Origin of the sequence: Sphingopyxis sp. 113P3, assembly GCF_001278035.1 — a bacterium.
Taxonomy (GTDB): domain Bacteria; phylum Pseudomonadota; class Alphaproteobacteria; order Sphingomonadales; family Sphingomonadaceae; genus Sphingopyxis.
In genome coordinates this window covers 2,366,826-2,391,962 of record NZ_CP009452.1, presented here as the reverse complement: position 1 = coordinate 2,391,962, position 25,137 = coordinate 2,366,826, and the positions used below count along the sequence as shown (strand labels likewise).

Sequence of the window (25,137 nt, the reverse complement as noted above, 5' to 3'; positions counted from 1 at the left end):
TTCGCCCCTCGTCCCGACAGACACACCGCCGCCATTCTCATCTAGATTGGGCTCATCCGCAAATATGGTGCAAGTTGGGGGATTCACGCGCGAATCGGGAGCGTGCATAGAGTGGGGATTACGGTCAGCGATGGTATTTGCGCGTGTTCCAGACATCTGCCGGTTCTCCCGTTCCTGAAGGTTTAACGATTGTCCGTCGCAGCGACACAGCGCAGGGCGAGCTTCATCTGACGGTGAAGCCGGTTCAGCGTTCGTCAGCCTGTCCCGGCTGCGCACGGCGGTCCGACCGCATTCACAGCCATTACGAGCGCCGGCCGCGCGACCTGCCCTGGCATGGACGGATTGTGCGGATGACGCTCAGGGTGCGGCGCTTTCGCTGCGGGACGCCCGCCTGCAAGGTACGGATATTCGCGGAGCGGCTGCCCGGGGTGGTTGCTTCTAGAGCACAGCGCTCCGTCAGGCTCGCCGACAGCCAGCGGGCGATCGGCCTTGCCGCCGGCGGCGAGCCGGGGTCCCGTCTTGCGCACCGGCTGGCGATGCCGGTGAGCGGCGATAGCTTGCTGCGGATGATCCGGTCGGCGCCTGTGCCGGATTTTATCGCCCCGACCATTGTCGGCATCGATGATTGGGCATGGCGCCGCGGCCAGCGCTATGGAACGATCATCTGCGATCTGGAGCGCAATCGCGTTCTGGATCTGCTTCCCGATCGCAACGCGGACAGCGTGGCCGGCTGGCTCCGGCGCTATCCGGGGATTCAGGTCGTCGCACGCGATCGCGCCGGCCTTTATGCCGATGGAGCAAGGCGCGGGGCGCCAGACGCTGTTCAGGTGGCTGATCGCTGGCATCTGCTCCGCGGACTGGGGGACGCACTGCGCGAGGCTGTGGGCCGCCATCGTGGCGCCGTGTCGGCGGCGGTGAAAAGCATGACAGGAACGCAGGCCCGCCTGCCACCGGCCGCTCCCGGTCTCGCCAGATTGCGAACCGGTCGAAAATCAGCGCGTCGCGAGCGATGGGAAGAAATCTGCCGCCTTCGCGCGCAAGGCCATCCCGTATCGCACATCGCCGGTCTGACCGGCATCAGCCAGCGCACGGTTCAGCGGTGGCTGGCCGCGGGCGGTGAACCCGAACATATCCGTCCTTCTTCACCCTCGCATCTGCTCGCACCTTATGAAGACTGGCTCGAGAGCCGATGGCAGGCGGGATGTCAGGTCGGGCAACAGCTCTGGCGGGATCTGAAGGAACACGGCTACAGGGGGAGCCGGAATAGCATTGCCCGATGGGCCGCCCGACGGCGGGCCCGCGACAATCTACAGACAACAGCGGAGCAGCCGACGCGGACCGGCTGGAAAGCCCCGTCACGCCGGCGCTGTGCCTGGTATCTGAGCCGGGATCCCGGTCAGATCGATGCGGATGCCAGGGCTTTCCTCCATCATCTCTATGCGCAGGCACCGGAGCTTTGCACGGTGGCCGGACTCGCCGCAGAGTTCATCGCGCTGCTTGATCTTCCCTCGATTTGACGGACACCGATGATAGGCTCTGCGGAGCCAGGAGGTGTATGATGACGAGTACGACAAAACGTCGGTTTACGGATGAGTTCAAGCGCGAGGCGGTAGCGCTGTGGGAGACCAGCGGTCGCATGCAGACCGAAGTGGCAGCTGAGCTTGGGATTATGCCAACAATGCTGCGTCGTTGGCAGCGCAAGTTGCAGGATAGTAACGACATGCCCGTAAGCCCGGCGGCGAAGCCGCCAGTATCGGCGATCGGGTCGCCAGCGGATCAAGCGTCCGAGATCGCGCGTTTGCGGCGCGAGTTGGATCGGGCGCGAATGGAGCGCGACATATTAAAAAAAGCGGTCGGTATCTTTGCGGAGATGCCGCGATGAAGTTCTCCTTTATCGAGCAGCATGCGTCCACCTGGCCGGTGAACGTCATGTGCCGCATGCTCGGCGTGTCGCGGAGCGGCTATTACGACTGGTGCGTCCGTGCACCGAGCGCGCGGACCACGGCGAACTTGGCATTGCTGCACGACGTGCGCCGGCTCCAGGCGCGGCATCAAGGGCGATACGGATCGCCCAGAATGCATGCCGCCCTCCGGGCGGAAGGTCATCGATGCAGCCGCGGCCGCGTCGAGCGCCTGATGCGTCGGCACCGTATCCGGGCACTGGCTGGGCGCCGGTTCCGGCCGTGCACCACCGACAGCCGTCACTATTTGCCGATCGCTCCGAATCTGCTGGCTCAGAACTTCGTGGCAACCGCGCCGAACCGGATCTGGCTCGCCGACATCACCTATATCGCGACCGGCGAAGGGTGGTTGTATCTGGCCGCGGTGCTCGACCTTGCAACCCGCAAGATCGTTGGATGGGCAATGCGCGATCACATGCGGACCGAGTTGCCCTTGGCGGCCATGATGATGGCTGCCCAGCGGCAGAGGCCCGACCGCGGTCTTATCTGTCACTCGGATCGCGGATCGCAATACGCAGCGGGCGCCTATGTCGATCACTTGGCCGTGATCGGTGCGACGCCCTCGATGAGCCGCACGGGCAATTGTTACGATAATGCCCCAATGGAAAGCTTCTTCCACACCCTCAAGGTCGAACTTGTCCATCAGTGCCGATGGGCGACGCAGGCCGAAGCGCGGCAGGCCCTGTTCGGATACATCGAAGGCTACTACAACCGGCACCGCATGCACTCGGCCCTCGGGTATCTAACCCCCGAGCAAGCCGAGCAGATCATGACCGGATAACCCAGTGTGTCCGCCGAAACGGGGGAAGATCAGCTCGATGGCAACGACGTGACCAGGCTCGATAGATGGCTCGAACAGGCTGCAGACAGTGAAGTCGCCAGCTTTGCGGCCGGCATCGCGCGCGACATCGATGCCGTGAAGGGCGCGATTACGACCCGCTGGACAACGAGTCCGGTCGAAGGTCAGATCAACCGGGTCAAAGCCATAAAGCGACAGATGTACGGACGCGCTGACTACCAGCTCCTCCGGCAGCGAGTTCTGCTCGCCGCCTGACTGATCATCGATCAGGCTTCCAAAGGCCTCGTCGGCCAGGCTGCACCAAATTTGCGGATGAGCCCTTGATTGTCGCGCAGCAACCTGGCCTTTCCGGCCTTCGAGCAGCTGTTCAGGGAGCGCGGCCTGCCCGGCGCCATCCGCTCCGACAATGGCGTGCCCTTCGCCAGCCCCAACGGGCTCTACAACCTCTCCAGACTCGCCGTCTGGTGGCTCAGGCTCGGTATAGAGATCGAACGCATCAAGCCGGGGCGGCCACAGCAAAATGGCCGTCATGAGCGAATGCACCTGACGTTGAAAAAGGAGGCAACCAGACCGGCAGGAGCCAACTTCCTCCAGCAGCAGGCGAAGTTCGACGCCTTCACCGCTGAGTTCAACAAAGAGCGACCGCACGAGGCGCTCGGAATGAAGGTCCCAGCCGATACCTATCAGCCCTCAGCGCGCGATTATCACGGCCTTCCAGAGCTCACCTATCCGCTCCACGACAAGGATGTCATCGTCACATCCTGTGGACGCATCTGCATGCCCAGAAAGAAGATCAACATATCGACCGTCCTCGCCGGACAGCGCCTCGGCATCAAGGAAATCGACGAGGGCATCTGGCTCGTCAGCTTCATGCATTACGACTTGGGATATATCGACTTGGAGCAGAAAACCCTGCAAACCCTCGACAACCCGTTCGGCGCGAGGTTGTAACATGGTGTAATTGCGGGTTTAGTGGTTCGCGCGGTGATGCCAGGAGTGGCTGTTCCCCAGTATGATGGAAGTACGGGCTCACGATCAGACGCCGGGCCCAACATCAACGGAGAACAGCCATGGACGAGTATATTGGCCTTGACGTTTCGATGAAAGACACTGCCGTTTCCATTCGCCGGGCGGGGGAGCGGATCTGGCGCGGAAAGTGCCCTTCAGACCCGAAGCTGATCGCCGAGTTGATCCGCAAGCATGCGCCTGGCGCAAAGCGGGTCGTGTTCGAGACCGGACCTTTGTCGGTGTGGTTCTATCATGCGCTGAGGCAGGAGGGTCTGCCGGCGATCTGCGTCGATGCGCGTCATGCCAAAGCGGCACTGGATATGGCAGCCAACAAGACCGACGCCAACGACGCCGATGGCCTGGCGCAGCTCGCCGAAGTGGGCTTCTTCCGCGAAGTGCGCGTAAAGGGCTTTGACAGTATGCAAACGCGGACGCTGATCGCCGCGCGCATGCGACTGCTCAGGATCACGACCGAACTCTCCAACCAGATCCGCGGGCTGATGAAGACCTTCGGTCTCGTTGTCCCAGCCGGCAAGGGCAGCCGGTTCGAGAGACATGTCCAGGAGCGTCTCATCGATCAACAGGAGGTAGCGTCGATCGTGCGGCCGCTGCTCGAGGTCTGGCGTGCGGCCCGCCAGCGCGCAGCAGAGCTGGGCGAGCAGCTCGTCACGGCCGCGCGCAAGAGCGAGGCGTGCCAGATACTGATGTCGATTCCAGGGGTGGGCGCCGTGACTGCGACGGCGTTTGCCACGGCGATCGAGGACCCCGGGAACTTCAGGAAATCACGATCCGTCGGCGCCTGGCTGGGGCTGACGACGCGGCGCTACCAGTCGGGCGAGGTCGACTATGACGGGCACATCTCGCGGCGGGGCGACAGCTATGTGCGCGGGCTGCTCTATGAGGCGGCAACCGTGATGCTGACGCGAAGCACCGCCGACAACCGGCTGCGAACTTGGGGACTTCAGCTCAAGGAACGGATCGGCTTCAAGCGAGCCGCCGTCGCACTGGCGCGCAAGCTCGCCGTCACCATGCATGCGATGCTCAAGTCAGGAACGCTTTTCGAAAGGAGTGCACCAGCCGCGCAGTAAAGTCGTCCCGGGCGCTCGCTCCTTGGGTCGCCTGGGCGCCTCCCTGCCGGGGCGTGGGCAGAGCCATTCCGAGACATGGGATGCACCGCTGGATCAGCCGAGTGCGCGTGTAACATTGGAAGGCTCACCCCGCGAAGCTCCATCATGCGGCGACTCATGTCGACCGCGAAGACGACCCTGCGGCTCTTCCTCGTGAACGGGGGATGAGGGAAATTGGGTTAGACTTGTCATAGGAAGGACAAGTCTGATGAAGAAGAAGGCTGATCAGGGAATCGACGGCATATTAGGGCTGTCGGATGTTGAGATTGTCCGTGTCGAGCGGCGACGCGACATTCGTGTGTGGGCGCGGCCAACGAAGCGGCCTGTTTGCCTTTATTGCGGCCACGGGGGGCTGCGGATCAAGGCGACTTATGAGCGCGAGCTCAAGCACACGCGTCAAGGCAACCAGATCCTGATCGTGCACCTTGCGGTGCCCAAATATCATTGTGCCGGTTGCGGCCGCTATTTCCGTCATCGCTTTTCGGGCATCCGTCCGCGCTATCGCGCGACGGAGACGTACCGTCTTGAGGTCTTCGACGGTCACCACGGAGGCATCAGCCAAAGCCAGTTGACGAGCACCCATGCGATCGGCAGTGCAACCATCGAGCGCTGGTATCATCATTTCATCGAACAGCGCGTCTCGGAGCTGTCCGGTCGGCCCTGCCCGCAGGTCCTGGGGATCGACGAGCATTTTTTCTCGCGCAAGAGAGGCTATGCGACGACATTTGTCGATCTGAAGAATCACAAGGTCTACGATGTCGTCCCGGGACGCTCGGAAGACAGTTTACGAAGCTATTTGCGAAGGTTGCCAGGGCGCGACAAGGTCAAGGTCATCGTGATGGACCTGTCGGAAACCTATCGCGCAATCGCCCGCAAATATTTTCCGAACGCGAAGATCGTCGCCGATCGCTTCCATGTCATTCGGCTGCTCAACCAGCATTTCCTCGAAGGATGGAAGCGCTTCGATCCCGAGGGCCGAAAGAATCGCGGGCTGCTCAGTTTGATGCGGCGCCATCGATGGAAGCTAAGCGAAGAACAGCGCAAAAGGCTGGCCGTCTACCTGAAAGCCAATCCGGTGCTCGAAGCCCTCTACACTGCCAAGCAGGACATGGCCCTCCTGCTGACGCAAAAATCCCTCAATGCCAAAAAGGCCAGCCAGCTTATCCCCGACCTGCTCAGGCTGATCGATCAGTTCGCCGCCAGCCCCCTCAAGTCCCTCGCCGATACCCTGACCAGCTGGCTCGAGCCCGTCGCCCGCATGTGGCGCTTTTCCAGGAACAATGGAATCACCGAGGGCTTTCACACAAAGATGGAGATGATCTCGCGCCGCGCGTTCGGCTTCCGCAACTTTCACAACTACCGCTTGCGCGTGCTCGCTCTTTGCGGTTGGAATGGCGTCATCAATCGGGTCTGATCCACCCTCATCCCCCGTTCACGGGGAAGAGCCATGTCTCCGGTACGAAACGTTACCCATGTGTCCGGGCTGGACATACAAGATAATGGCGGACAGGGTGGGATTCGAACCCACGGTGAGCTTGCACCCACGGCGGTTTTCAAGACCGCTGCCTTAAACCACTCGGCCACCTGTCCTACGGTGCCCCCAATAGCGTTCGCCCGCGTCGCGGCAAGTCCAAAGCGGATCTCTTTCCATCGGGCGCGCAATTGAGTCGGCCTATCGTCGGCCGGGATAGCCAAGCTGCGGTCAGCTGTGTCACTCTTTGCTTGGAGCCTTGCGACATGTGGCTTTAAGGGGGTGGGATATGACGCACAGCACCAGTTTCAGAATCGGGCGGCTTGTCCATATGGTGGGGGTTCTGCTCTCCGCATGGATGCTCACCGCCTCGGCGCCGCTGCAGGCCCAGGGCAGCGGTGATACGGGCTTTGATGCCTATATCCAGTCGCTCTGGCCAAAGGCCGAGGCCCGGGGGGTGTCGCGGGCGACCTTCGACAGGGTGACCAGAGGGCTGCGTTACAATGCGCGGGTCGTCGCGCTCGATCGCGACAATCTGGGCGCACCGCCAACCCCCAACACGCCGATCCCGGCGTTCGCTCCATATAAGGCGAAACATGTCGACGCTGCGCGGATTAACGGGGGTCGCCGTGTACACGACCGGCTTTTGCCGCTCTTGTCGCGGATCGAGCAGCGCACCGGCGTGCCGACGAGCATCATGATCGCTATCTTCGGCCATGAGACCGCGTACGGCGCAGTGACCGGAAATTTCGATCTGCCCGAGGCGCTCGCGACGCTGGCCTACGAGGGGCGCCGCCGCAGTCTCTTCGAACCCGAATTCCTCGCGACGCTCGAGATGGTGGAAAGGGGCGTGCCGCGCGAGGTGCTGAAAGGAAGCTGGGCAGGGGCCTTCGGCTACCCGCAGTTCCTTCCTTCGGTGTACCTGCAAGTGGCCGAGGATGGGGATGGCGATGGGGTCGCGCGCATATGGTCGAGCGAGGCCGACGCCATTGAATCGATTGGCGCCTATCTTCGCCGCGCCGGCTGGCGCGCCGGCCAGCCCTGGGGCATCGCTGTCCGCGTCCCCGCCGGATACGATCGGACGCGCAACGCGACCCGTCTCCAACCGACGCGCTGCCCGCGTGTCTTTGCGCGCTACAGCCGCTGGCGCAGCATGGCCGAGTGGCGCGCCGACGGATTTCAGCCAGTCGGCGGGAGCTGGCCCGATGGACAGATCCAGGCAACTCTGCTCGAACCCGACGGACCCGGAAACACCGCCTATTTGCTGACGGGCAATTATCGTGCGATACTCGACTATAATTGTTCTAACTTTTACGCGCTTTCTGTGGGGTTGCTGGCGGATGAGATCGATCGTTAGGGGCGGGGTGCTGGTCGGAGCCGCGGTGATGCTCGCGGGGTGCGGAAGTTTCGGTGGCAAGCGCGAGGGCGGCCCCGCGGCAGGCCCTTCGCCCCTCGCGGCAGATACACTCGCGCCCGACGCCCCCGTAAAGATCGGCGCGCCCTATGTTGTCGATGGCGTGACCCACACCCCCGCCGACATCGCCGATTATGACGAGGTGGGTTACGCTAGCCGGTACGGCGACGAACTCGCCGGCAAACCGACCGCAAATGGAGAGATTTTCATCCCTGACGCGATCAGCGCTGCGCACAAGACGCTGCCGCTGCCCAGCTATGTCGAGGTCACGGCGCTCGATACCGGGCGTACTATTCTTGTTCGCGTCAATGACCGCGGGCCGATGGCGAACGACCGGTTGATCGATCTCTCGCGCGGCGCTGCCGAGCAGCTCGGTCTTGAGCCTGGAGTCGCTGGCGTGCGTGTGCGCCGCACCAGCCCGCCTGCGGCCGAGCGCGCGCAGCTTCGCGCGGGGAAGGCGGTTCCCGAGCGCCTTCCCACGCCGGGCGCGCTCCTCGCGATCCTGCGCAGCAAGCTGACGGGCAAGCCGTCGCCGGCTGCGATTGCTGCCGGCGCCGCGCAGCCCGAGCCCTCCGCCGGACCGCCGCGCACCAAGCCGGGCGATGACCGCTTTATCGTTGAGGGCCCAGGAGGCGAGGCCGCGCCGACGGCTTCGGCTCCACCAAAACCGCTCGCTGCCGGGGTTTCAGGCCCCTACGCGGTCCAGGTCGCAGCCTTCAGCACCGAGGCTCGCGCCAATGCGACAGCTAAATCGGTTGGCGGTAGCGTCAGCAAGGCGGGTAATTTGTGGCGGGTCCGCATGGGCCCCTTCGCGAGCGAGGCCGAAGCCAAAGCCGCGCTTGGCAAAGCCCATGCGAAAGGGTTCCGCGACGCAGTCGTCGTGCGCGACCGCTGATGCGGCGGCGGACCATCCTCGAACGGAGCGCCGCGGCGCTCGGTCTCGCCGCGATGGCGCTCGCGATGGCGCCGTCAGGCGCGCCCGCGGATGCTGCGGTGGCCCAAGCGCCCGTCAGTCGGCCGCTCTATACCACCGAGGCGCCGATCGTGATGCTCAAGGATCTCGACTCGGGCGCCATCCTCTTTGAGCGCGGCGCCGACAAGCGCTTCGCCCCTGCGTCGATGGCAAAGGTGATGACTGCCTATGTCGTGCTTGACCTCATCGCCAGCGGTCAAGTGTCGCGGGACAAGCTCTTTACGGTCAGCGAGGCGACGTGGAAGAAATGGAACGGCAGCAATGGCGGCTCGACCATGTTTCTGCGCGCGGGCGAGAAAATATCCGTCGACGAACTGCTCAAGGGATTGATCACCGTATCGGGGAATGACGCCGCCGCGGTCCTGGCCGTCGGGATCGATGGAAGCGAAGAGGCATTTGTTCGCCGGATGAATGATATGGCAGCCAGAATTGGAATGACCTCGAGCCGTTTCGGCACGCCGAGTGGTTGGCCCGACGGCGGCGTCACCAAGGTCAGTGCCGCCGATCTCATCACGCTTGCCGACCGGCTCATCCGCGATCATCCGGCGGGCTATGCCCGCTATTTCTCGATTCCCAAGCTCCAGCACGGCAAGGCGCCCGACGGCGCGCCGATCGTGCAGCCGAACCGCAACCCGATTCTGGGACGATTTGAGGGCGCCGACGGGCTCAAGACGGGCCACACGGCCGAGGCAGGCTATTGCTTCCTCGGCTCGGCCAAACGCGGCGGCAGGCGGCTCATCATGGTGGTCGCAGGAATGAAGAGCGAAAAGGCGCGGCGCGATGAGGCGGAGCGGCTGATGACCTGGGGGTTCGAGGCATGGGAGGGGCGCGAAATCGTCTCCGCCGGCGCGAAGGTCGGGCGGCTCGAGGTCGGGCAAGGGGACAAGCCCGTCGTCGCCGCTGAGGCCGCTATTCCTGTGCGGGTCACGGTTCCAAAGGGCTTCGCCGGTGGTTTTCGTGCGACGATGCGCGCACGGGCACCGCTCAAGGCGCCCGTTGCGCGCGGCAGCCGCGTCGCGGAGCTCGTGGTAGCGCCCGACGGTCTGCCGCCGCAGGTGACACCGCTGCTTGCCGCAAACGATGTTGCAAAGGGCGGCTGGTACGACCGCGCACGAACCGGCTTCTATCGGCTGACCGGCTGGTGAGCGGGCGCTTCATAACGCTAGAGGGCGGCGAGGGGAGCGGCAAATCGACCCAGATTCGGGCCCTCGCCGCCGCGCTCGAAGCGCGCGGGGTGGACGTTGTCACCACACGCGAGCCCGGCGGCAGCCCGGGCGCCGAGGCTATCCGCACGCTCCTGATGGAGGGCGCCGAGGACCGCTGGAATGCGCGGGCCGAGGCGCTTTTGTTCGCCGCCGCACGCGCCGATCATGTCGCGCGAACGATCCGTCCCGCGATCGCTCGGGGCGCATGGGTGCTTTGCGATCGCTTCGTCGATTCGAGCCGGGCTTATCAGGGCGGCGGTGGCGGCCTGACCGACGCCGATATTCTTGCGCTCCACCGTGTGGGATCGGAAGGGCTGCTTCCTGACCGCACATTCCTTCTCACGGTCAGCGCCGGCGAGGCCGCGCGCCGTCTGTCGGTCCGCGACGCCCGGGGCGCGGACCGTATGGGGAGCAAGCCCGCCGACTATCAGGCCCGCCTCGCCGCACGCTTCGCCGAGATGGCAGCGGGCGAGCCCGCACGCTGGCGCGTGATCGATGCCGATGGCGCCAAAGAGACTGTAACCGCTGCGATCCTCGCCGCGTTGACGGACTTTTTGCCATGATCGGCCAGAAGGAAGCCGAAAGCGCCTTCCTCGAGGCCTGGGCTGCAGGACGCCTCCATCACGCCTGGCTGCTCGCGGGACCGCAAGGCATGGGCAAGGCAGCCTTTGCGGGGCGCGCTGCGCGTTTTCTCGTCACTCATGGGAAGGAGAATGAGGAGGGTGCGCCGCTGACCTTCGCAGACCCTGGCGATACTGCCGCGGGCCGCCTCGTTGACGCGGGCAATCATCCCGAGATTCTCACCCTCGCGCGTGCGCCCAAGGAAAAGAGCAAGGAACTCGCGCGCAACATAACCATCGACCAGGTGCGCCAGATGATCCGCCGCCTTCACCTCTCGCTGTCGCTTGGGGAGTGGCGGGTGATCATTGTCGATGCTGTCGACGATCTGGAAACCGACGGCGCCAACGCCCTCCTCAAAACGCTCGAGGAACCCCCGGCGCAGACGCTCTTTCTGCTTGTCAGCCATTCGCCAGGCCGCCTCCTGCCGACGATCCGCTCGCGGTGTAGAATACTGCGTTTTCAGCCAGTTGAGCGTGACGTCATGCAATCATGGCTCCACGCGAAGCGCCCAATGCTCGACGCCGCGGAGGTGCGCGCAATTGCGGGAGCGGCAGGCGGCGTACCAGGCAAGGCGCTCGCGCTGATCGACAGCGACGTCGCGGCGATGGAAAAGAAGCTTCTTGCCATCGCCATCTCGGGGGATCCGGGCAACCGTCTGCGCGAGGCGCTGGCGCGGGAGGTCGGCGGGACGAGCAACCGCGAGCGGCTCGAACTCGTCATCGACATCGTGCCCGGTCTCCTCACCCGGATCGCGCGCGAGCGCCCCATCACCGAGATCGCGCCCGTTCTTGCGCAATGGGACCGCGTCCAGCGGACGGTCCGCGACGCGATCCGCGGTTCCTATGATGGTGCGATGGTCGGATTCGAGATCGGCAATTGCCTCGCGGAATTGGCGCCGCGCGAAGGGACCCGCTAACTTCTTCGCCCGAGAAGAGAGGGTTTAGGACACGCCCGCCCTTTCCCTTCTACCCGCCACCGGCTAAGGCGCGGGCATGTCCGAAGCCAAGCAACCCTTCTATATCACCACCGCGATCAGCTACCCCAATGGCCGCCCGCACATCGGCCATGCCTATGAAGCGATCGCAACCGACGTCATGGCGCGGTTTCAGCGCGCGCGCGGGCGCGACGTGCGCATGGTCACCGGGACCGACGAGCATGGCCTGAAAATGTATCAGACCGCACGTGATCAGGGGCGCGCGACGATCGACCTCGCCAATGAAATGTCGGGGTATTTTCGTGCGATGTATGCTAAACTGAATATAAGTTATGACCATTTCATGCGCACCTCGGATCCGGCGCATCATGCGGCATCCCAGGCGATCTGGCGCGCGATGGCGGCGAACGGCGACCTCTATCTCGATCGCTACGAGGGCTGGTATTCGGTTCGCGACGAGGCCTTCTACGACGAAAGCGAGCTCCTCGAAGGGGAAGGGGGGGTAAAGCTCTCGCCGCAAGGAACACCGGTCGAATGGACCGTCGAGGAAAGCTGGTTCTTCCGCCTCTCGGCCTACGAGGACCGGCTTCTCGCGCTCTATCGCGACAACCCCGATTTCATCCGCCCGGAAAGCCGCCGCAACGAGGTGCTGCGCTTCGTCGAGGGCGGGCTCAAGGATCTCAGCGTCTCGCGCACCAGCTTCGACTGGGGCGTTCCAGTCCCGGATTCGCCGGGGCATGTCATGTATGTGTGGGTCGACGCCCTCACGACCTATCTGTCGGGCATTGGCTACCCCGATGCTGCGAGCGATTTTGCGCGTTTCTGGCCCGCCGACATCCATATGATCGGCAAGGATATCGTGCGTTTTCATACAGTTTACTGGCCGGCCTTCCTGATGAGCGCAGGGCTGCCGCTGCCCAAGCAGGTGTTTGGCCATGGCTTCCTGCTGAACCGCGGCGAGAAGATGTCGAAGTCGCTTGGCAATGTCGTTGATCCGATGGAGCTGGCCGAGCGGTTCGGGGTCGACGCGCTGCGCTATTATCTGCTCCGCGAAGTCAGCTTCGGCCAGGACGGCAGCTATTCGGCCGAGGCGATCGTGCGCACCGCGAACGCCGATCTTGCAAACAGCTTCGGCAATCTCGCGCAGCGAAGTCTTTCAATGATTTTCAAGAATTTGGGTGGAGATCTTTCCGCAGACTATCAGGCTACCGCGGAAGATGAAGCCCTGCTGACGGAGATCAGGGACATGGCGCAGACGCGCCTGCCGCGCGAGTTCGAGCAGCTCGCTTTCTCGGTCGGGATCGAGGACTGGATCCGGGCCGTGTTTGCCTGCAATCAATATGTGGATGCAACCGCCCCCTGGGCGCTCCGCAAGAGCGATCCCGAGCGGATGCGCGCCGTCTTGATGACCTTGTTCCAGGCCGTGCGGACTCTCGCGATCGCGATCCGACCTGTCGTGCCCGGGGCGGCCGACAAGCTGCTTGACCAGATGGGGATCGATGCCGACGCGCGCGATTTTGAAGCGCTTGCCGATGCCGAGTGGTTCGCAAAGCTTGCTCGCAGCGGCTTCACTCTCGGCCAGCCGGTCCCGATCTTCCCGCGCCTCGAACTCGCGGAAGGGGAAGGGGAGGAGGCCGCCGCCTGATGCTCGTCGATTCGCACTGCCACCTCAATTATAAAGGGCTCGCCGAGCAGCAAGGCGAGGTGCTCGCGCGCGCGCGCGCGCGGGGCGTTACCGCGATGCTCAACATTGCGACGCGTGAAAATGAGTGGGACGAGGTGCTCGCCGCCGCAGAGACGAACGAAGATGTCTGGGCCAGCGTCGGTATCCATCCGCACGACGCCGACCAGCACCCCCACGTCGACACGGCAAAGCTCGCGGCGCGGGCCGCGCATCCCCGGGTGATCGGCATCGGCGAGACCGGCCTTGACTATTATTACGACAAGAGCGACCGGGCCCGGCAGCAGGACAGTTTTCGCGGCCATATCCATGCGGCGCAGCAGACCGGGCTCCCGATCATCGTCCACACCCGCGAGGCAGAGGCCGATACGCTGGCGCTGCTCGGTGAGGAGATGGCCCGGACGCCCTATAACGGCGTCATCCACTGCTTCACCGCGAGCGACGATTTCGCGCGCAAGGCGCTGGACCTTGGCCTCTACATATCGATTTCGGGAATTGTGACGTTCAAGAACGCCGCTGACCTCCAGGCGACCGCCCGGTGGCTACCGATAGACCGGCTGCTTGTCGAAACCGACTCCCCTTTCCTTGCACCTGTGCCGCACCGCGGCAAACCAGGTGAACCGGCCTTTGTGGCGGATACTCTCATCTATCTTGCGGACCTGCGCGGCGAGGATCCCGCCGAACTGGCCGAAGCGACAAGCCAGAATTTCTACCGTCTTTTCAGCAAGGCGGCAGCGTGACTTTAGAGGTCCAGGCACATTTGCCTCCGGTTTGCCCGGCACTTGTGGCAGGCATGGGGCCCGATTTCGGAAATCAGGACCAGGGATCGGCGGCCGACAAGCACAGGAAAAGTAGTTTCGACCAGGCGCGTGAGCCATGAAACTGCGTGTTCTCGGGTGCGGGACCTCCTCGGGTGTGCCGCGGATCGGTAACGACTGGGGGCAATGCGATCCCGACAATCCCCGCAATCTGCGGAGCCGTGCCTCGATCCTCGTATCGTTGGGCGGCTTCCGCCTCCTCGTCGACACCAGCCCCGACATGCGAATGCAACTGCTCGACGCGCGCGTGGGAGAGGTGGATGCGGTCATCTGGACGCATGAGCACGCCGACCACACCCACGGCCTCGACGATCTGCGCCAGATCATGCATCTGCGTGGCTCGGCGGTGCCCGCCTATGCCCGCGACCATGTGCTGGACATATTGAAATGGCGTTTCACCTATGCCTTTGCCGGAAACGCCGGCTATCCCGCGTCGGTCGACCCGATCGAGCTTCACGATCATCAATCGATCGGTCCGATCGAAGTGTCCGCGCTCGAAATGCCGCACGGCCCCATCAAGGCGACCGGGCTGATCTTCAGCGATGGCGCTCACAAGGTCGCCTATGCAACTGATTTTTCACGGTTTACAGATGAAATGGTGGATTTCTTCCAAGGCGTCGACCTCTTCGTCATCGATGCGCTCCGCCGCTATCCGCATCCAACCCATCCGCATCTCGCCATGACGCTGGAAGGACTCCAAAAGGTCGGCAGTCCGCGCGCCATCATTACGCACATGGACAACACGATGGACTATGACGACCTTGCAAGCGAATTGCCGCCGGGTGTCGAGCCGGGTTATGACGGGCTGGAGGTGCAGCTATGACGATGGAAACGGGCGCCGACATGCTGTGGTTCGCTATGGCGTTCACGCTGGTGGTCAGCGCGCTTGTCGCGCGTCAATTGAAGCTTGCCGAATGGCTCAAGATGGGGCTCGCCTGGGCGGCGATCTTCGGGCTCGTGTTTATCGCGATCCGGACCTATCAGCTGGCCACGGGATGAGAGGGCGCCGGGAGGGGCTTTCTCGCCCCGCGCCATAATAATTTAACATAATATATATTATCGGATAAACATGTCGAGCGATGCGCCTGATCCCCTCGGTTCCCCTATCGACCGGTTGCTCGCGATCATGCGGCAATTGCGAAATCCCGATGAAGGTTGCGAGTGGGATCTTGCGCAGGATTTTGACACGATTGCGCCATACACGATCGAGGAAGCCTATGAGGTTGCCGATGCGATCGCTGGCGGAGACCCTGCTGCCATCTGCGACGAGCTTGGTGACCTCCTGCTCCAGGTCGTCTTTCACGCGCAGATCGCCGCCGACAAGGGCCTGTTCGCTTTCGACGATGTCGCGCGCGCCATTTCCGCCAAGATGGAGCGCCGCCATCCGCATATCTTCGGTGACGTCACGGCGGCAGATGTGCGCGAGCAATGGGAAGTCATCAAGGCGGCCGAGCGCGCCGCGGATGGGCCCACGAGCGCGCTTGCCGGCGTCGCGATGTCCTTGCCTGCGCTCCTTCGTGCGCAAAAGCTCCAGGGCCGCGCGGCGCGCGTCGGCTTCGACTGGCCCGATACGAAGGGACCCCGCGACAAGATCGCCGAGGAACTCGACGAGGTTGCGGCCGCCGACAGCGACGCCGACCGGCATGAAGAAATCGGCGATCTTCTCTTCGCGGTCGTCAACTATGCCCGCAAGCTCGGGGTCGACGCCGAGAGCGCGCTGCGCGACGCCAATGTGAAGTTTGCCCGGCGTTTTGCCGCTATGGAGGACCGCGCCGGCGGCAGTCTTCAAGGTCTCCCGCTCGATGCGCAGGAAGCACACTGGGCGGCGGTCAAGACAAGCGAGCGCGGTTAGATCAGCTCTGGTTCGAAGGCCATAGCCGCTCGAAGCGCGCCCGATCGGCAGGATCGAGGCGCACGGTCAGCCGATGACCGCCCTCCACGACCTCGTCTGACAACAGGTCGCCGCGCGCGTGAAGCCATGCCATCGCATCGCCCTGGTCAAAGCGCAGGAACACGCGGGTCACTTCATGTCGCGCCGTAAGGTCCGCCGCCATGAGCGCGCGCGCGGCCTCGATACCTTCCCTGGTCTCGGCCGAAATGACCGCGACGTCTCGCCGCCGCGCCGCCATTTCCTCGATCTGGGCGCGGCGTTCGGGGCTCGCGGCGTCGATCTTGTTCCAGATTTCGATCTGCGCGATCGCGCCTTGCGCGTCCCCTTCCCCATCCTGCGGCCCATTAACGCCCAAGGAATCGAGAATGGCGACAACATCGGCATATTGCGCCTCACTGTCGGGATGAGTGATATCGCGGACATGGACGATGAGGTCCGCAGTCGTCACTTCCTCGAGCGTCGCGCGAAACGCCGCGACGAGCTCGGTGGGTAGATCAGACACGAAGCCCACAGTGTCCGACAGAATGGCCTTGTCGATCCCGGGCAGGCGAATTTCGCGCATTGTCGGGTCGAGCGTAGCGAACAGCATATCTTCCGCCATGACGTCACTTCCCGTCAGGCGGTTGAAAAATGTGGACTTTCCAGCGTTTGTATAGCCTACAAGCGCAATCACCGGCCAAGGGGCACGCTGCCGTTTGGCGCGCTGCAATTGGCGGGTACGGCGGGCATCCTCTAGGCTTCGCCGGATACGGGCCATGCGGTTGCGGATCATACGGCGGTCAGCCTCGATCTGCGTTTCGCCCGGCCCCCCCAGAAAGCCGAAGCCACCGCGTTGGCGTTCAAGATGGGTCCAGCTGCGCACCAGCCGCCCAGCCTGATAGTCGAGATGGGCAAGCTCGACCTGCAGCCGTCCCTCGGCCGTCGCCGCGCGTTCGCCGAAGATTTCAAGGATGAGCCCGGTCCGATCGATGACTTTCGCCCCGAGCTCGGTTTCGAGGTTCCGCTGCTGGATCGCCGTAAGGGCTGCATCAACGATGACGAGCTGCGCCTCATTTTCGTGCACATCAGGTCGGATCGCCTCAATTTGTCCGACCCCGATCAGTGTTGCGGCCCGCGTTTGACGCAGCCGGAGCGGATGAACCGCCACAATCTTGATCCCGATAGCGACCGCGAGCCCGGTGGCCTCGGCAACGCGGGCATCGAGGTCGCGCGAAAGCCCCTGCCCGCGCCATTCGGGCACGACCAGCACGGCGCGCGCACCGCGCGTCACCTCCACATCATCGGGGCTCACAGGTTCGGTCAGGCGTCGGCGCCGTCCCCGTCGCCATTGTCGGTCAAATTGACCGGGCCGTTCGGCTGCACCGTCGAAATCGCATGCTTGTAGACAAGCTGCACCTGCCGCTCGCGCTCGAGGAGCATGCAGAAGAGGTCGAACGCGACAATATCGCCCTGCAGCATCACGCCGTTGACGAGGAACATGGTCACCGATTCATCGGACCGCCGCACCGCGTTCAGGAACACATCCTGGAGCGCCTTGCCCTTGCTCGGCGGCGCATCACGCACATCATCGCCGAGCGCTGCAAGGTCGAAATCGTGCGAAGGCATGATCGTCGAGATCGCGTGCTTGTACACAAGCTGCGACTGGCCATCGCGCCGCAAAAGCAGCGAGAAATTGTCGAACCAGGTGATGATTCCCTGGAGCTTCACGCCCTTGACGAGGAACATCGTCACCGGCGTCTTGCTGCGGCGCAGGGCGTTGAGGAAGAGATCCTGAAGATTCTGGCTTTTATCGGACACATTGGCCTCCTGTTCTTGGCGGGGGATACCGCTAGGCGGAGCTTGGGCACTCCGTCCTGTTCATTTTGGCGATGCGCAATATGCGGCAAAGCGCCCGGCAGGTCTAGCGCAAAGCCTTCACCCGTCACTTTCAGGATTATCGGTCAATCCCAAAAGCTTCAGCTTGCGGTGCAAGGCGGACCTCTCCATGCCGATGAAGGTCGCGGTGCGCGAGATATTGCCCGAAAAACGGTTGATCTGGATGCGCAGATACTCGCGCTCGAAGTTTTCGCGCGCTTCCTTGAGGGGAATGGCGGTGATCGATTCGGTGCCGGGCAGAATGTCCGTGCCGCCTCGAACCAGCTCGGCGGGCAACATGTCGACGTCAATGCGGCCCAGCCGGTCGCTAGGCGCGAGGATCATCACCCGTTCGATCACGTTGCGCAGCTCACGCACATTGCCGGGCCAGTCGTGCGCCTGAAGCGCGGCCATCGCCTCGGCACTGATCTGGGGCGGCGGTACCCGGCGGTCGGCGGCGTAGCGGCGTACAAAATGGTCGCACAGGCTCGCGATATCGTCGCGCCGCTCGCGCAGTGGCGGGATGTGAACCGGAACGACGTTGAGGCGGTAATAGAGATCCTCGCGAAAACGGCTTTCGGCGATCTCGGTCATCAGGTCACGCGCGGAGCCCGAAATGATGCGCACATCAACCCGGATCATCGTGCGTCCGCCGACGCGGGTAAAGCTCTGATCGGTGAGAACACGCAATATCTTGCCCTGCGTCGTGATCGGCATGTCGGCAACCTCGTCGAGGAACAGCGTCCCGCCATGCGCCTGCTCCAGCAGACCGACGCGGATCGCTCCATCGTCGGATTCAGTGCCGAATAATTCTGCCTCGACCGTTTCAGGGTCCATGCGCGCCGACGAAATGACGCGAAACGGCGCGTTCTGCCGTCCGCTCCATCCATGGAGCACGCGCGCGGCGACCTCCTTTCCGACGCCCGGCGCACCTGTGATGAGCACCCGGCTTCCGGTCCCCGCGACACGCTTCAGCGTCGCGCGAACATTGTTGATCGCAGCGCTCGTACCCGTGAGTTCGTCGGCAGGTCCGGCGCGCTCGCGCAGCCGTTCATATTCGAATTTGAGCCGCTCGCTCTCGGTCGCCCGTGCGACGAGGTGGAGCAATCGCTCGGCTTCGAACGGCTTTTCGATAAAATCGAAGGCGCCGCGGCGAATCGCAGCCACCGCTGTATCGAGCCCGCCGTGCCCCGAAATGACGATAATCGGGAGCGTTGGATCGAACGTCTTGATCGCTTCGACCAGCCCCAGCCCATCGAGCCGTGAGCCTTGCAGCCAGACGTCGATCAGCGCGAGCGAGGGGCGGCGCTGACGGATGGCCTCAAGCGCTGCATCGCTGTTGGACGCGGTGCGCGCTTCATAGCCCTCGTCCTCCATGACGCCGGCCACCAGTTCGCAAATGTCGCGTTCGTCGTCGACGATCAAAATATCAAGCGCCATGGTCTTCCCTGTCTTGTCGATTCCTGATCCGGCCCGGAACCGATTCGCCCTGTCCCGCGCTCACCTCTCCCCCCTTCCCCGCGAGGTGTCTCAGCCGGTCGGGGTGAAGGACCAGCGTCACACACGTCCCCTGTCCCGCCGGATTGTCTGAAAATTCAAGTTCGCCAAAATGTTGCTCGACAATCTTCTTGACGATCGCAAGGCCAAGACCGGTGCCGCCCTGGCGCGTCGTCATATAGGGCTCCGCGATGGCATCGCGTGCATCGGGAAGGCCAATCCCGTCGTCCGCGATGCGGATACGGATGGCGTTAGCCTCGTCAATGTCGAGCGAAGCCATGACGTGGCCTGCTGGCAGAGAGTCAGACGTTTTTGACTTTTCTTCAATGGCTTCAACAGCATTTTTTACGATGTTCGTGAGCGCTTGGGACAAGAGGCGACGATCGCAGACGAGCGGCTCGACCTCTTCCGGCATGGTCACGGCAAATGCGATGTCGGGCTTTGCGACCTCGAAGAGGAAAACCGCCTGTTTCAGGATGTCGCGCACATCCTCGACCCCGAAAGTTGGCTTCGGCATGCGCGCAAAGCTTGAGAATTCATCGACCATGCGGCGCATGTCATGCACCTGACGGATCACCGTATCGGTCAACCTGCGGAAGGTCGCCGCATCGCCTTCTACCTTGTCGCCGAACCGGCGTTGCAGCCGCTCCGCGGCGAGCTGGATCGGCGTCAGCGGATTCTTGATCTCATGCGCGATCCGCCGCGCAACGTCGGACCATGCGGCGCGGCGCTGGTCGGCGAGTTGCTGCGTGATGTCCTCGAAGCTGAGCACGAAGCCATCACCCTGCGCGACCGCCTTGGCGGCGAAGGTCGCAGGTTCGGCATCCTTGCGCGCGAGCTGGACAATCGCTTCGCGCTCGTTGCTCGCCAGCAATTGCTCAAGTTCGGGCGCCACTTCGGCGAGAGATTTGCCCGTCAGGCTTGCGCCTTCGGTACCGATCAGCCGCTCGGCCGCGGCGTTGGCAAGGAGAATATGGTGTTTCCGGTCTACCGACACGACCGCCGAGGTCACGCCGCTGAGCACTGCCTCGATGAAAACGCGCCTTGCCTCGAGCTGTTCGTTGACATTGACGAGCGCGCTCGTCTGCCCCTGGAGCTGCTCCGTCATTCGGTTGAAGGCACGCGTCAAAACCGCGATTTCGTCGTTGCGCTCGGTCGGCGTCACGCGGACTGAAAGATCGCCGCCTGCTGCTGTGCGCGCCGCGCCCACGAGTGTTCCGAGTGGACGCACGATACGGTCGGCCACGACGATAGCGCCGATCACCGCGAGCGCGAGCAGCAACAAGGAGCCGAGATAAAGTGCGCCGTGAAATTGCAGTTGCAAAAGCTGCGACCGGTCGAAGAGCGCGTTGTAGTCGGCGAGCACCGTGCTTGCGCGGTCGAACTGCTGCAGACCGATCGTATTGGCGTTCCGCGCTGCGTAGAGATAAGCGTTCTGCCGGCCCGGGATACGGGTCGCGGCTTCGATCCGGTCGGCCTGCCGCGTGATGACGACATCCTCCCCGCTGTTGAGCCGTTGAACAACGGCGGGGGTTATGCGCCCTTCCGCCGCGCGATTGTCCGGGTCGATCATCGTTGGCGTACGGGCGATGCCGTCCGCGCCGACTTCAATGATGGCGGACTCGCTCATTTCGCGCAGCACGACCTGCTGCAGGTAACGGTCGCTGAACGCCTCGCTGTCGACGGGGAAGCGCTGGAGATAGCCCGCGATATCCTTCGCCATCACCACAGTGTTGGCGCCGAGCGATTTCTGGCTGTCCTCATAGAAAGCCTTGGCGATACCCGCGGCATTTTCGAACATGCCGCGCGAGCGGTCCGAATACCAGAAATCGACCCCGAACTGGAAAAGCAGCGAGGCAAAGATCACGACAAGAAGCGTCGGTGCGGCAGCGATCAGCGAGAAGAGTGCGACAAGGCGCACGTGAAGACGCCCGCTGCCGCCCGCCATCGAATGGACCGCGCGCGCGCGCGCGACGCGGCTTCCGATGAGGACGATCAGCGCCATTGCGGGCACGAGATTGGCGACCATGATCGCTGCAACGAGGGCTGGGGTCAGCAGCCGCTCGCTCTGCGCGTCCCCGGTGACGAAGATATAGGTTGCAACGCCGATGCTGACGATCAGTGCAAGCGTGTAATATTCAGGCGCGGCAAAGCGCCACGCGCCCGAGCGTACCGTCTCGCCGTCGGAATCAATATCGAGAGCCAGGGGAGCCGACTTCGCCATTGTTGCGTCGATACGACAAACCTGTTGCATAGAGAACACACAATATCGTGCGTCACCGCGTTTCGGCGCATTTTATTCTACATTGCGCGCCAAAACGCCCTCTCAAGGGTGAGCAGGGTCGATTTCGAGCTGAACGAGACGTTTGCGAAGCGTGTTGCGATTGATGCCAAGCCGCCGGGCAGCTTCGAGCTGGTTCCCGCGGACTTCACGAAGGGTTCGGCGCAGCAAGGCGGCCTCGACGATCGCTTCGAGCCGCGCGTGGATATCGCCGTCGGCCCCGAAGCCGGCAAGCTGTTCGCGGGCCCAGTCATCAACTGCACGGGCGATGAGATCGGCGGGCTCGGCAGGGCTGCTTTCGCCGCTCTCGTAGAGGACACCCTCGACGTCGCGGACTGTCACGACAGCATCGCGCGACAGCACAGCGAGCCGCTGTACGACATTGCCGAGCTCCCGGACGTTGCCCGGCCAGTCGTGACGCTCAAGCATCTGCATGGCGGCGGGCGCGAACTCGCGGACCGGAAGGCCCGAATGCCGGCCTTCCTCGATGAAATGCCGCACGAGCGCCGGGATGTCGCTACGCCGGTCGCGAAGCGGCGGCAGGTTGACCGGGATAACGTTGAGACGGTAGAAGAGGTCCTCGCGAAAGCGCCCGTCGGCAACAAGCGTGCGCATATCGCGGTGCGTGGCGGCAATAACGCGGACGTCGGCCTTCAACGACTGGCTGCCGCCCACCGTTGAATATTCCCCCACCTGAAGCACGCGCAGCAGCCGCGTCTGCGCCTCGATCGGCATATCGCCGATCTCGTCGAGAAACAAAGTGCCTCCCGCTGCCTGCTCGAACCGCCCCGCGCTGCGGCTGTGCGCACCGGTGAAGGCGCCCTTCTCGTGTCCGAACAGCTCCGCCTCGATCAACTCGCGCGGGATGGCCGCCATATTGATCGCGACAAACGGCCCCGCCCGTCGCAGGCCTGTCGCGTGGATTGCGCGCGCGACGACTTCCTTGCCCGTCCCGGATTCGCCGAGGATCAGCACCGCCAAATCGTTCGACGCAAGGCGGGCGATGGTGCGGTAAACCGCCTGCATCGCCGGCGCCCGGCCAACGAGCCCGTGGCTGTCAGCTTGCGCCGGGTCAGCCGCCGCAGCGGGTTCGGCGCGCCGTTCGAGCGCAGCACGCACACTGGCAATGAGTTCGTCGAGGTCGAAAGGTTTGGGGAGGTAATCATAGCTGCCGATCCCCGTCGCGCGGACCGCGGTGTCGAGCGTGTTCTGCGCCGACAGCACGATGACCGGGGTGGCGGGGTCGACGCCCGCGCCCGGGAGCGAGTCGATGCCGTCTCCGTCGGGCAGGACAACGTCGGTGATGATGAGGTCGGCCCGGTTTTCGGCGAGCCAGGCGTTTCGTTCCGCGACGCTCGTGACGGCCGCGAGGTGGCTGCATTCGGGAGCGAGAGTTTCGCGAATGATCAGCGCGATCGCGGGATCATCCTCGACGAGCAGGATGGTCTTGCCGTCAGCCATGCCGCTCCCCTTTCGGTGCGGGCACGGCCGGCAGATGCACCCGGAAACGGGTCCAGTCGCCATCGCGTACATGTTGCACGGTCCCGCCCATGTCGCGGGCGAGCTTGGCTACCAGCGCCAGACCGAGCCCGCGACCGTCGCGCTTGGTGGTCACGAAGGGATCGAACAGATCGCCGCGGATGTCAGAGGGGACGCCTGGGCCATTGTCGCTGACGCTGACCTCGATCGGAAGCGCAATCCGCCCCCGCCCATCACCCTTGTCGATCGACAGGCCGTGGCGGTAGGCCGTCGCGATGCGGACCACGCCGTCATCGCGCCCGCCCAATGCTTCGCACGCGTTGGTGAGGAGGTTGAGCAGGATCTGCACCATGGCGTCATGATTGCCATGAACAAGGGGCAGCGAGGGATCGAAATCCTCGGTAAAGCTGACGCCGCGGTGCTGCCTGGCGCGCGCTGCCTCGATCGCCTGATGAATGGGCTGGTAGAGATTGATCGCCTCGCAGGCGATCGGCTGGCCACGCGAGAAATGCTCCATCTGATCGATCAGCGTCGTGATCCGATCGACCTCGGCGCAGATGAGATTCGTGAAGCGCTCGCCATCGGCGTCGGCCTTGCGCGCGAGTAGCTGCGCCGCGCCCTTGATCCCTGCTAGCGGATTCTTGATCTCATGTGCGAGCATCGAGGCGGCGGCCCCGGCGGCGCGGCCCGACCGACCGATCGCGCCGCCCATCAGTTCGGCCTCGCTCTGCGCGGGGACAAGCGCCAGAATGCGGTGGCCGCTCGCGCCATAAGGCACCATCTGCAGGTCCGCGAACACCGATTTGCGATCGCCTACGGAAATTTCGGCGCGGTGCGCGAATAGCGCCGAGGTTGCAGGATCGCTCATCCGCTGGCGATAGCTGCGATCCATGCGGATGACGTCATAGACAACCCGACCGACCATTGCCGAACGGCTCATGTTGCAAAGCTGCTCGGCGGCGGCGTTTACGAACAGGATGATCCCGCCGCGGTCGACCAGCAGTGTCGCCACGGGATGCGACTGGATGAGTTCGTGGTGGTCGAAGGCCGGAATGCTCGACGATGGCGCGTTCACGCCGCAACCCTGCTGAGAAAGGGGGCGTAGAAGCGTTCAAGCGCGTCCAGCACATCCTTGCTGTTGGGGATCTGGTTCACCTGATTGCGAAACTCGGCCGAACCCGGCAGCCCCTTGACGTACCAGCCAAGATGCTTGCGCGCCATATTCACGCCGGTCATTTCGCCATAATGATCGAGCATCGCTCTATAATGCGTTGTGATAATTTCATATTGCTCGTCAATACCGGGGTCGGGCCGTTCGCCTTCGCCGCGCAGTGCAGCCATGACCTGGCCAAGCAGCCACGGCCGCCCATAGGCCCCGCGGCCGATCATCACGCCGTCAGCGCCGCTCTGCGCCAGCGCAGCGCGGGCGTCGCCGATCGAGCAAATGTCACCGTTGACGATCACCGGGATCGAGACCGCTTCCTTGACCCGGCGCACGAAACGCCAGTCTGCGGTGCCGCGATACATCTGGTTGCGCGTGCGGCCATGCACGGTGACGAGCTTTGCGCCGAGATCCTCTGCGATATGGGCAAGTTCGGGCGCATTCAGACTGTCGTGGTCCCACCCCATGCGCATCTTGACCGTCACCGGCACCGACACCGCTTTGACGCACGCATCGATCAGCGCCGCAGCAAGGGTGACGTCGCGCATCAGCGCAGAACCGGCGTCGCCATTGGTTACCTTGCGCACCGGGCAGCCCATGTTGATGTCGATGATGGCCGCACCGCGATCTTCGTTGAGTTTCGCCGCCTCGCCCATCTCATAGGGCGTGCAGCCGACGAGCTGCATCGACACCGGTTCCTCAACCGGGTCCCACGCGGCCTTCTGGATCGATTGGCGCGTCTCGCGAATTGCGGCCTGACTCGCAATCATCTCGGTCACATTGAGCCCCGAGCCGAAGCGGCGCACCATCTTGCGGAACGGAAGGTCGGTGACGCCCGTCATCGGCGCGAGAATCACGGGATCCGCGATAGTGATTGGGCCGATCTGGATGGGGGGCAGCGGCGCCATGGGAGAGCTTTCGTCGATTTTGCCTAAAATTTGAGCACGCCCCTACACGTTAA

The 25,137-nt window shown here is 63.6% G+C and carries 23 protein-coding genes and 1 tRNA gene; 16 read left to right on the top strand and 8 right to left on the bottom strand.

Annotation, left to right across the window (positions count from 1 at the left end):
- The first annotated feature begins 143 nt into the window (after window positions 1–143).
- The 6 genes from LH20_RS11715 to LH20_RS11685 all read left to right on the top strand — a co-directional run bounded on the left by LH20_RS11715 (window position 144) and on the right by LH20_RS11685 (window position 6,309).
- Window positions 144–1,517: an ISL3 family transposase gene (locus tag LH20_RS11715; RefSeq protein ID WP_235526959.1), complete on the top strand. Its 1,374-nt coding sequence runs from the start codon at window positions 144–146 to the stop codon at window positions 1,515–1,517.
- Between the two features lie 41 nt (window positions 1,518–1,558).
- Window positions 1,559–2,742, top strand: a protein-coding gene (locus LH20_RS11705) for an IS3 family transposase (RefSeq protein ID WP_144423535.1) whose coding sequence is annotated in 2 segments (ribosomal slippage) — window positions 1,559–1,853 and window positions 1,853–2,742 — 1,185 coding nt in all. Because the reading frame shifts where the segments join, the coding sequence is not laid out codon by codon here.
- A gap of 48 nt (window positions 2,743–2,790) precedes the next feature.
- Window positions 2,791–3,015: an ISL3 family transposase gene (locus LH20_RS11700; protein WP_053556260.1), complete on the top strand. Its 225-nt coding sequence runs from the start codon at window positions 2,791–2,793 to the stop codon at window positions 3,013–3,015.
- Window positions 3,016–3,084: 69 nt separating this feature from the next.
- Window positions 3,085–3,711 carry an integrase core domain-containing protein gene (locus tag LH20_RS11695; protein ID WP_200905368.1) on the top strand — a complete coding sequence of 209 codons (627 nt, stop codon included), beginning with the start codon at window positions 3,085–3,087 and terminating at the stop codon, window positions 3,709–3,711.
- Between the two features lie 119 nt (window positions 3,712–3,830).
- Window positions 3,831–4,856: an IS110 family transposase gene (locus tag LH20_RS11690; RefSeq protein WP_053554139.1), complete on the top strand. Its 1,026-nt coding sequence runs from the start codon at window positions 3,831–3,833 to the stop codon at window positions 4,854–4,856.
- Between the two features lie 247 nt (window positions 4,857–5,103).
- Entirely contained in the window at window positions 5,104–6,309 is a 1,206-nt protein-coding gene (locus LH20_RS11685; RefSeq protein ID WP_083455375.1) for an ISL3 family transposase, read from the top strand.
- A gap of 86 nt (window positions 6,310–6,395) precedes the next feature.
- Here the strand turns inward: LH20_RS11685 and LH20_RS11680 are convergent.
- Window positions 6,396–6,485, bottom strand: a tRNA-Ser gene (locus LH20_RS11680).
- A 239-nt stretch (window positions 6,486–6,724) separates the two neighbouring features.
- Here LH20_RS11680 and LH20_RS11675 point away from each other — a divergent pair.
- The 10 genes from LH20_RS11675 to mazG all read left to right on the top strand — a co-directional run bounded on the left by LH20_RS11675 (window position 6,725) and on the right by mazG (window position 15,864).
- The gene (locus LH20_RS11675; RefSeq protein WP_235527202.1) at window positions 6,725–7,723 is read left to right on the top strand and encodes a lytic murein transglycosylase; all 999 of its coding nucleotides are present in this window, start codon (window positions 6,725–6,727) and stop codon (window positions 7,721–7,723) included.
- Window positions 7,707–8,675, top strand: coding sequence for a septal ring lytic transglycosylase RlpA family protein (locus LH20_RS11670; protein ID WP_053554352.1), 969 nt, complete (start codon window positions 7,707–7,709; stop codon window positions 8,673–8,675). Before LH20_RS11675 ends, LH20_RS11670 begins: the two co-directional genes overlap by 17 nt.
- The gene (locus tag LH20_RS11665; protein WP_053554351.1) at window positions 8,675–9,898 is read left to right on the top strand and encodes a D-alanyl-D-alanine carboxypeptidase family protein; all 1,224 of its coding nucleotides are present in this window, start codon (window positions 8,675–8,677) and stop codon (window positions 9,896–9,898) included. Before LH20_RS11670 ends, LH20_RS11665 begins: the two co-directional genes overlap by 1 nt.
- A complete protein-coding gene (gene tmk / locus LH20_RS11660) occupies window positions 9,892–10,521 on the top strand; it encodes a dTMP kinase (protein WP_053554350.1) in 630 nt (209 codons plus the stop codon). The genes LH20_RS11665 and tmk overlap by 7 nt, the downstream gene beginning before the upstream one ends.
- Window positions 10,518–11,495, top strand: a complete 978-nt coding sequence (locus LH20_RS11655; protein ID WP_053554349.1) for a DNA polymerase III subunit delta' — start codon at window positions 10,518–10,520, stop codon at window positions 11,493–11,495. Before tmk ends, LH20_RS11655 begins: the two co-directional genes overlap by 4 nt.
- Before the next feature lie 76 nt (window positions 11,496–11,571).
- Window positions 11,572–13,158 carry a methionine--tRNA ligase gene (gene metG / locus LH20_RS11650; RefSeq protein WP_053554348.1) on the top strand — a complete coding sequence of 529 codons (1,587 nt, stop codon included), beginning with the start codon at window positions 11,572–11,574 and terminating at the stop codon, window positions 13,156–13,158.
- Entirely contained in the window at window positions 13,158–13,934 is a 777-nt protein-coding gene (locus LH20_RS11645; protein ID WP_053554347.1) for a TatD family hydrolase, read from the top strand. The genes metG and LH20_RS11645 overlap by 1 nt, the downstream gene beginning before the upstream one ends.
- Before the next feature lie 136 nt (window positions 13,935–14,070).
- The gene (locus tag LH20_RS11640; protein WP_053554346.1) at window positions 14,071–14,835 is read left to right on the top strand and encodes an MBL fold metallo-hydrolase; all 765 of its coding nucleotides are present in this window, start codon (window positions 14,071–14,073) and stop codon (window positions 14,833–14,835) included.
- A complete protein-coding gene (locus LH20_RS11635; RefSeq protein ID WP_053554345.1) occupies window positions 14,832–15,011 on the top strand; it encodes a hypothetical protein in 180 nt (59 codons plus the stop codon). Before LH20_RS11640 ends, LH20_RS11635 begins: the two co-directional genes overlap by 4 nt.
- A gap of 70 nt (window positions 15,012–15,081) precedes the next feature.
- Entirely contained in the window at window positions 15,082–15,864 is a 783-nt protein-coding gene (mazG, locus tag LH20_RS11630; RefSeq protein ID WP_053554344.1) for a nucleoside triphosphate pyrophosphohydrolase, read from the top strand.
- A 1-nt stretch (window position 15,865) separates the two neighbouring features.
- Here the strand turns inward: mazG and hflX are convergent, their stop codons facing one another.
- From hflX to dusB, 7 genes are all read right to left on the bottom strand, one after another.
- A complete protein-coding gene (hflX, locus tag LH20_RS11625; protein WP_235526958.1) occupies window positions 15,866–17,194 on the bottom strand; it encodes a GTPase HflX in 1,329 nt (442 codons plus the stop codon).
- Window positions 17,195–17,202: 8 nt separating this feature from the next.
- Window positions 17,203–17,700, bottom strand: coding sequence for an RNA chaperone Hfq (gene hfq, locus LH20_RS11620; RefSeq protein WP_053554342.1), 498 nt, complete (start codon window positions 17,698–17,700; stop codon window positions 17,203–17,205).
- A gap of 117 nt (window positions 17,701–17,817) precedes the next feature.
- On the bottom strand, window positions 17,818–19,197 hold the full coding sequence (gene ntrX / locus LH20_RS11615) for a nitrogen assimilation response regulator NtrX (protein ID WP_053554341.1): 1,380 nt from the start codon (window positions 19,195–19,197) through the stop codon (window positions 17,818–17,820).
- On the bottom strand, window positions 19,187–21,478 hold the full coding sequence (locus LH20_RS11610; protein WP_235526957.1) for a sensor histidine kinase: 2,292 nt from the start codon (window positions 21,476–21,478) through the stop codon (window positions 19,187–19,189). Before LH20_RS11610 ends, ntrX begins: the two co-directional genes overlap by 11 nt.
- Before the next feature lie 102 nt (window positions 21,479–21,580).
- The gene (gene ntrC, locus LH20_RS11605; RefSeq protein WP_053554340.1) at window positions 21,581–22,996 is read right to left on the bottom strand and encodes a nitrogen regulation protein NR(I); all 1,416 of its coding nucleotides are present in this window, start codon (window positions 22,994–22,996) and stop codon (window positions 21,581–21,583) included.
- Window positions 22,989–24,089, bottom strand: coding sequence for a two-component system sensor histidine kinase NtrB (locus LH20_RS11600; protein WP_053554339.1), 1,101 nt, complete (start codon window positions 24,087–24,089; stop codon window positions 22,989–22,991). The genes ntrC and LH20_RS11600 overlap by 8 nt, the downstream gene beginning before the upstream one ends.
- The gene (dusB, locus tag LH20_RS11595; RefSeq protein WP_053554338.1) at window positions 24,086–25,084 is read right to left on the bottom strand and encodes a tRNA dihydrouridine synthase DusB; all 999 of its coding nucleotides are present in this window, start codon (window positions 25,082–25,084) and stop codon (window positions 24,086–24,088) included. The genes LH20_RS11600 and dusB overlap by 4 nt, the downstream gene beginning before the upstream one ends.
- Between the last annotated feature and the right edge of the window lie 53 nt (window positions 25,085–25,137).

Bases quoted from the DNA above. Each gene is read 5' to 3' on its own strand.
- LH20_RS11690 (WP_053554139.1), top strand. From the start codon at position 3,831: ATGGACGAGTATATTGGCCTTGACGTTTCGATGAAAGACACTGCCGTT.
- LH20_RS11685 (WP_083455375.1), top strand. From the start codon at position 5,104: ATGAAGAAGAAGGCTGATCAGGGAATCGACGGCATATTAGGGCTGTCG.
- LH20_RS11675 (WP_235527202.1), top strand. From the start codon at position 6,725: ATGCTCACCGCCTCGGCGCCGCTGCAGGCCCAGGGCAGCGGTGATACG.
- LH20_RS11670 (WP_053554352.1), top strand. From the start codon at position 7,707: ATGAGATCGATCGTTAGGGGCGGGGTGCTGGTCGGAGCCGCGGTGATG.
- LH20_RS11665 (WP_053554351.1), top strand. From the start codon at position 8,675: ATGCGGCGGCGGACCATCCTCGAACGGAGCGCCGCGGCGCTCGGTCTC.
- LH20_RS11655 (WP_053554349.1), top strand. From the start codon at position 10,518: ATGATCGGCCAGAAGGAAGCCGAAAGCGCCTTCCTCGAGGCCTGGGCT.
- metG (WP_053554348.1), top strand. From the start codon at position 11,572: ATGTCCGAAGCCAAGCAACCCTTCTATATCACCACCGCGATCAGCTAC.
- LH20_RS11645 (WP_053554347.1), top strand. From the start codon at position 13,158: ATGCTCGTCGATTCGCACTGCCACCTCAATTATAAAGGGCTCGCCGAG.
- LH20_RS11640 (WP_053554346.1), top strand. From the start codon at position 14,071: ATGAAACTGCGTGTTCTCGGGTGCGGGACCTCCTCGGGTGTGCCGCGG.
- LH20_RS11635 (WP_053554345.1), top strand. From the start codon at position 14,832: ATGACGATGGAAACGGGCGCCGACATGCTGTGGTTCGCTATGGCGTTC.
- mazG (WP_053554344.1), top strand. From the start codon at position 15,082: ATGTCGAGCGATGCGCCTGATCCCCTCGGTTCCCCTATCGACCGGTTG.
- ntrX (WP_053554341.1), bottom strand. From the start codon at position 19,197: ATGGCGCTTGATATTTTGATCGTCGACGACGAACGCGACATTTGCGAA.
- LH20_RS11610 (WP_235526957.1), bottom strand. From the start codon at position 21,478: ATGGCGAAGTCGGCTCCCCTGGCTCTCGATATTGATTCCGACGGCGAG.
- ntrC (WP_053554340.1), bottom strand. From the start codon at position 22,996: ATGGCTGACGGCAAGACCATCCTGCTCGTCGAGGATGATCCCGCGATC.
- dusB (WP_053554338.1), bottom strand. From the start codon at position 25,084: ATGGCGCCGCTGCCCCCCATCCAGATCGGCCCAATCACTATCGCGGAT.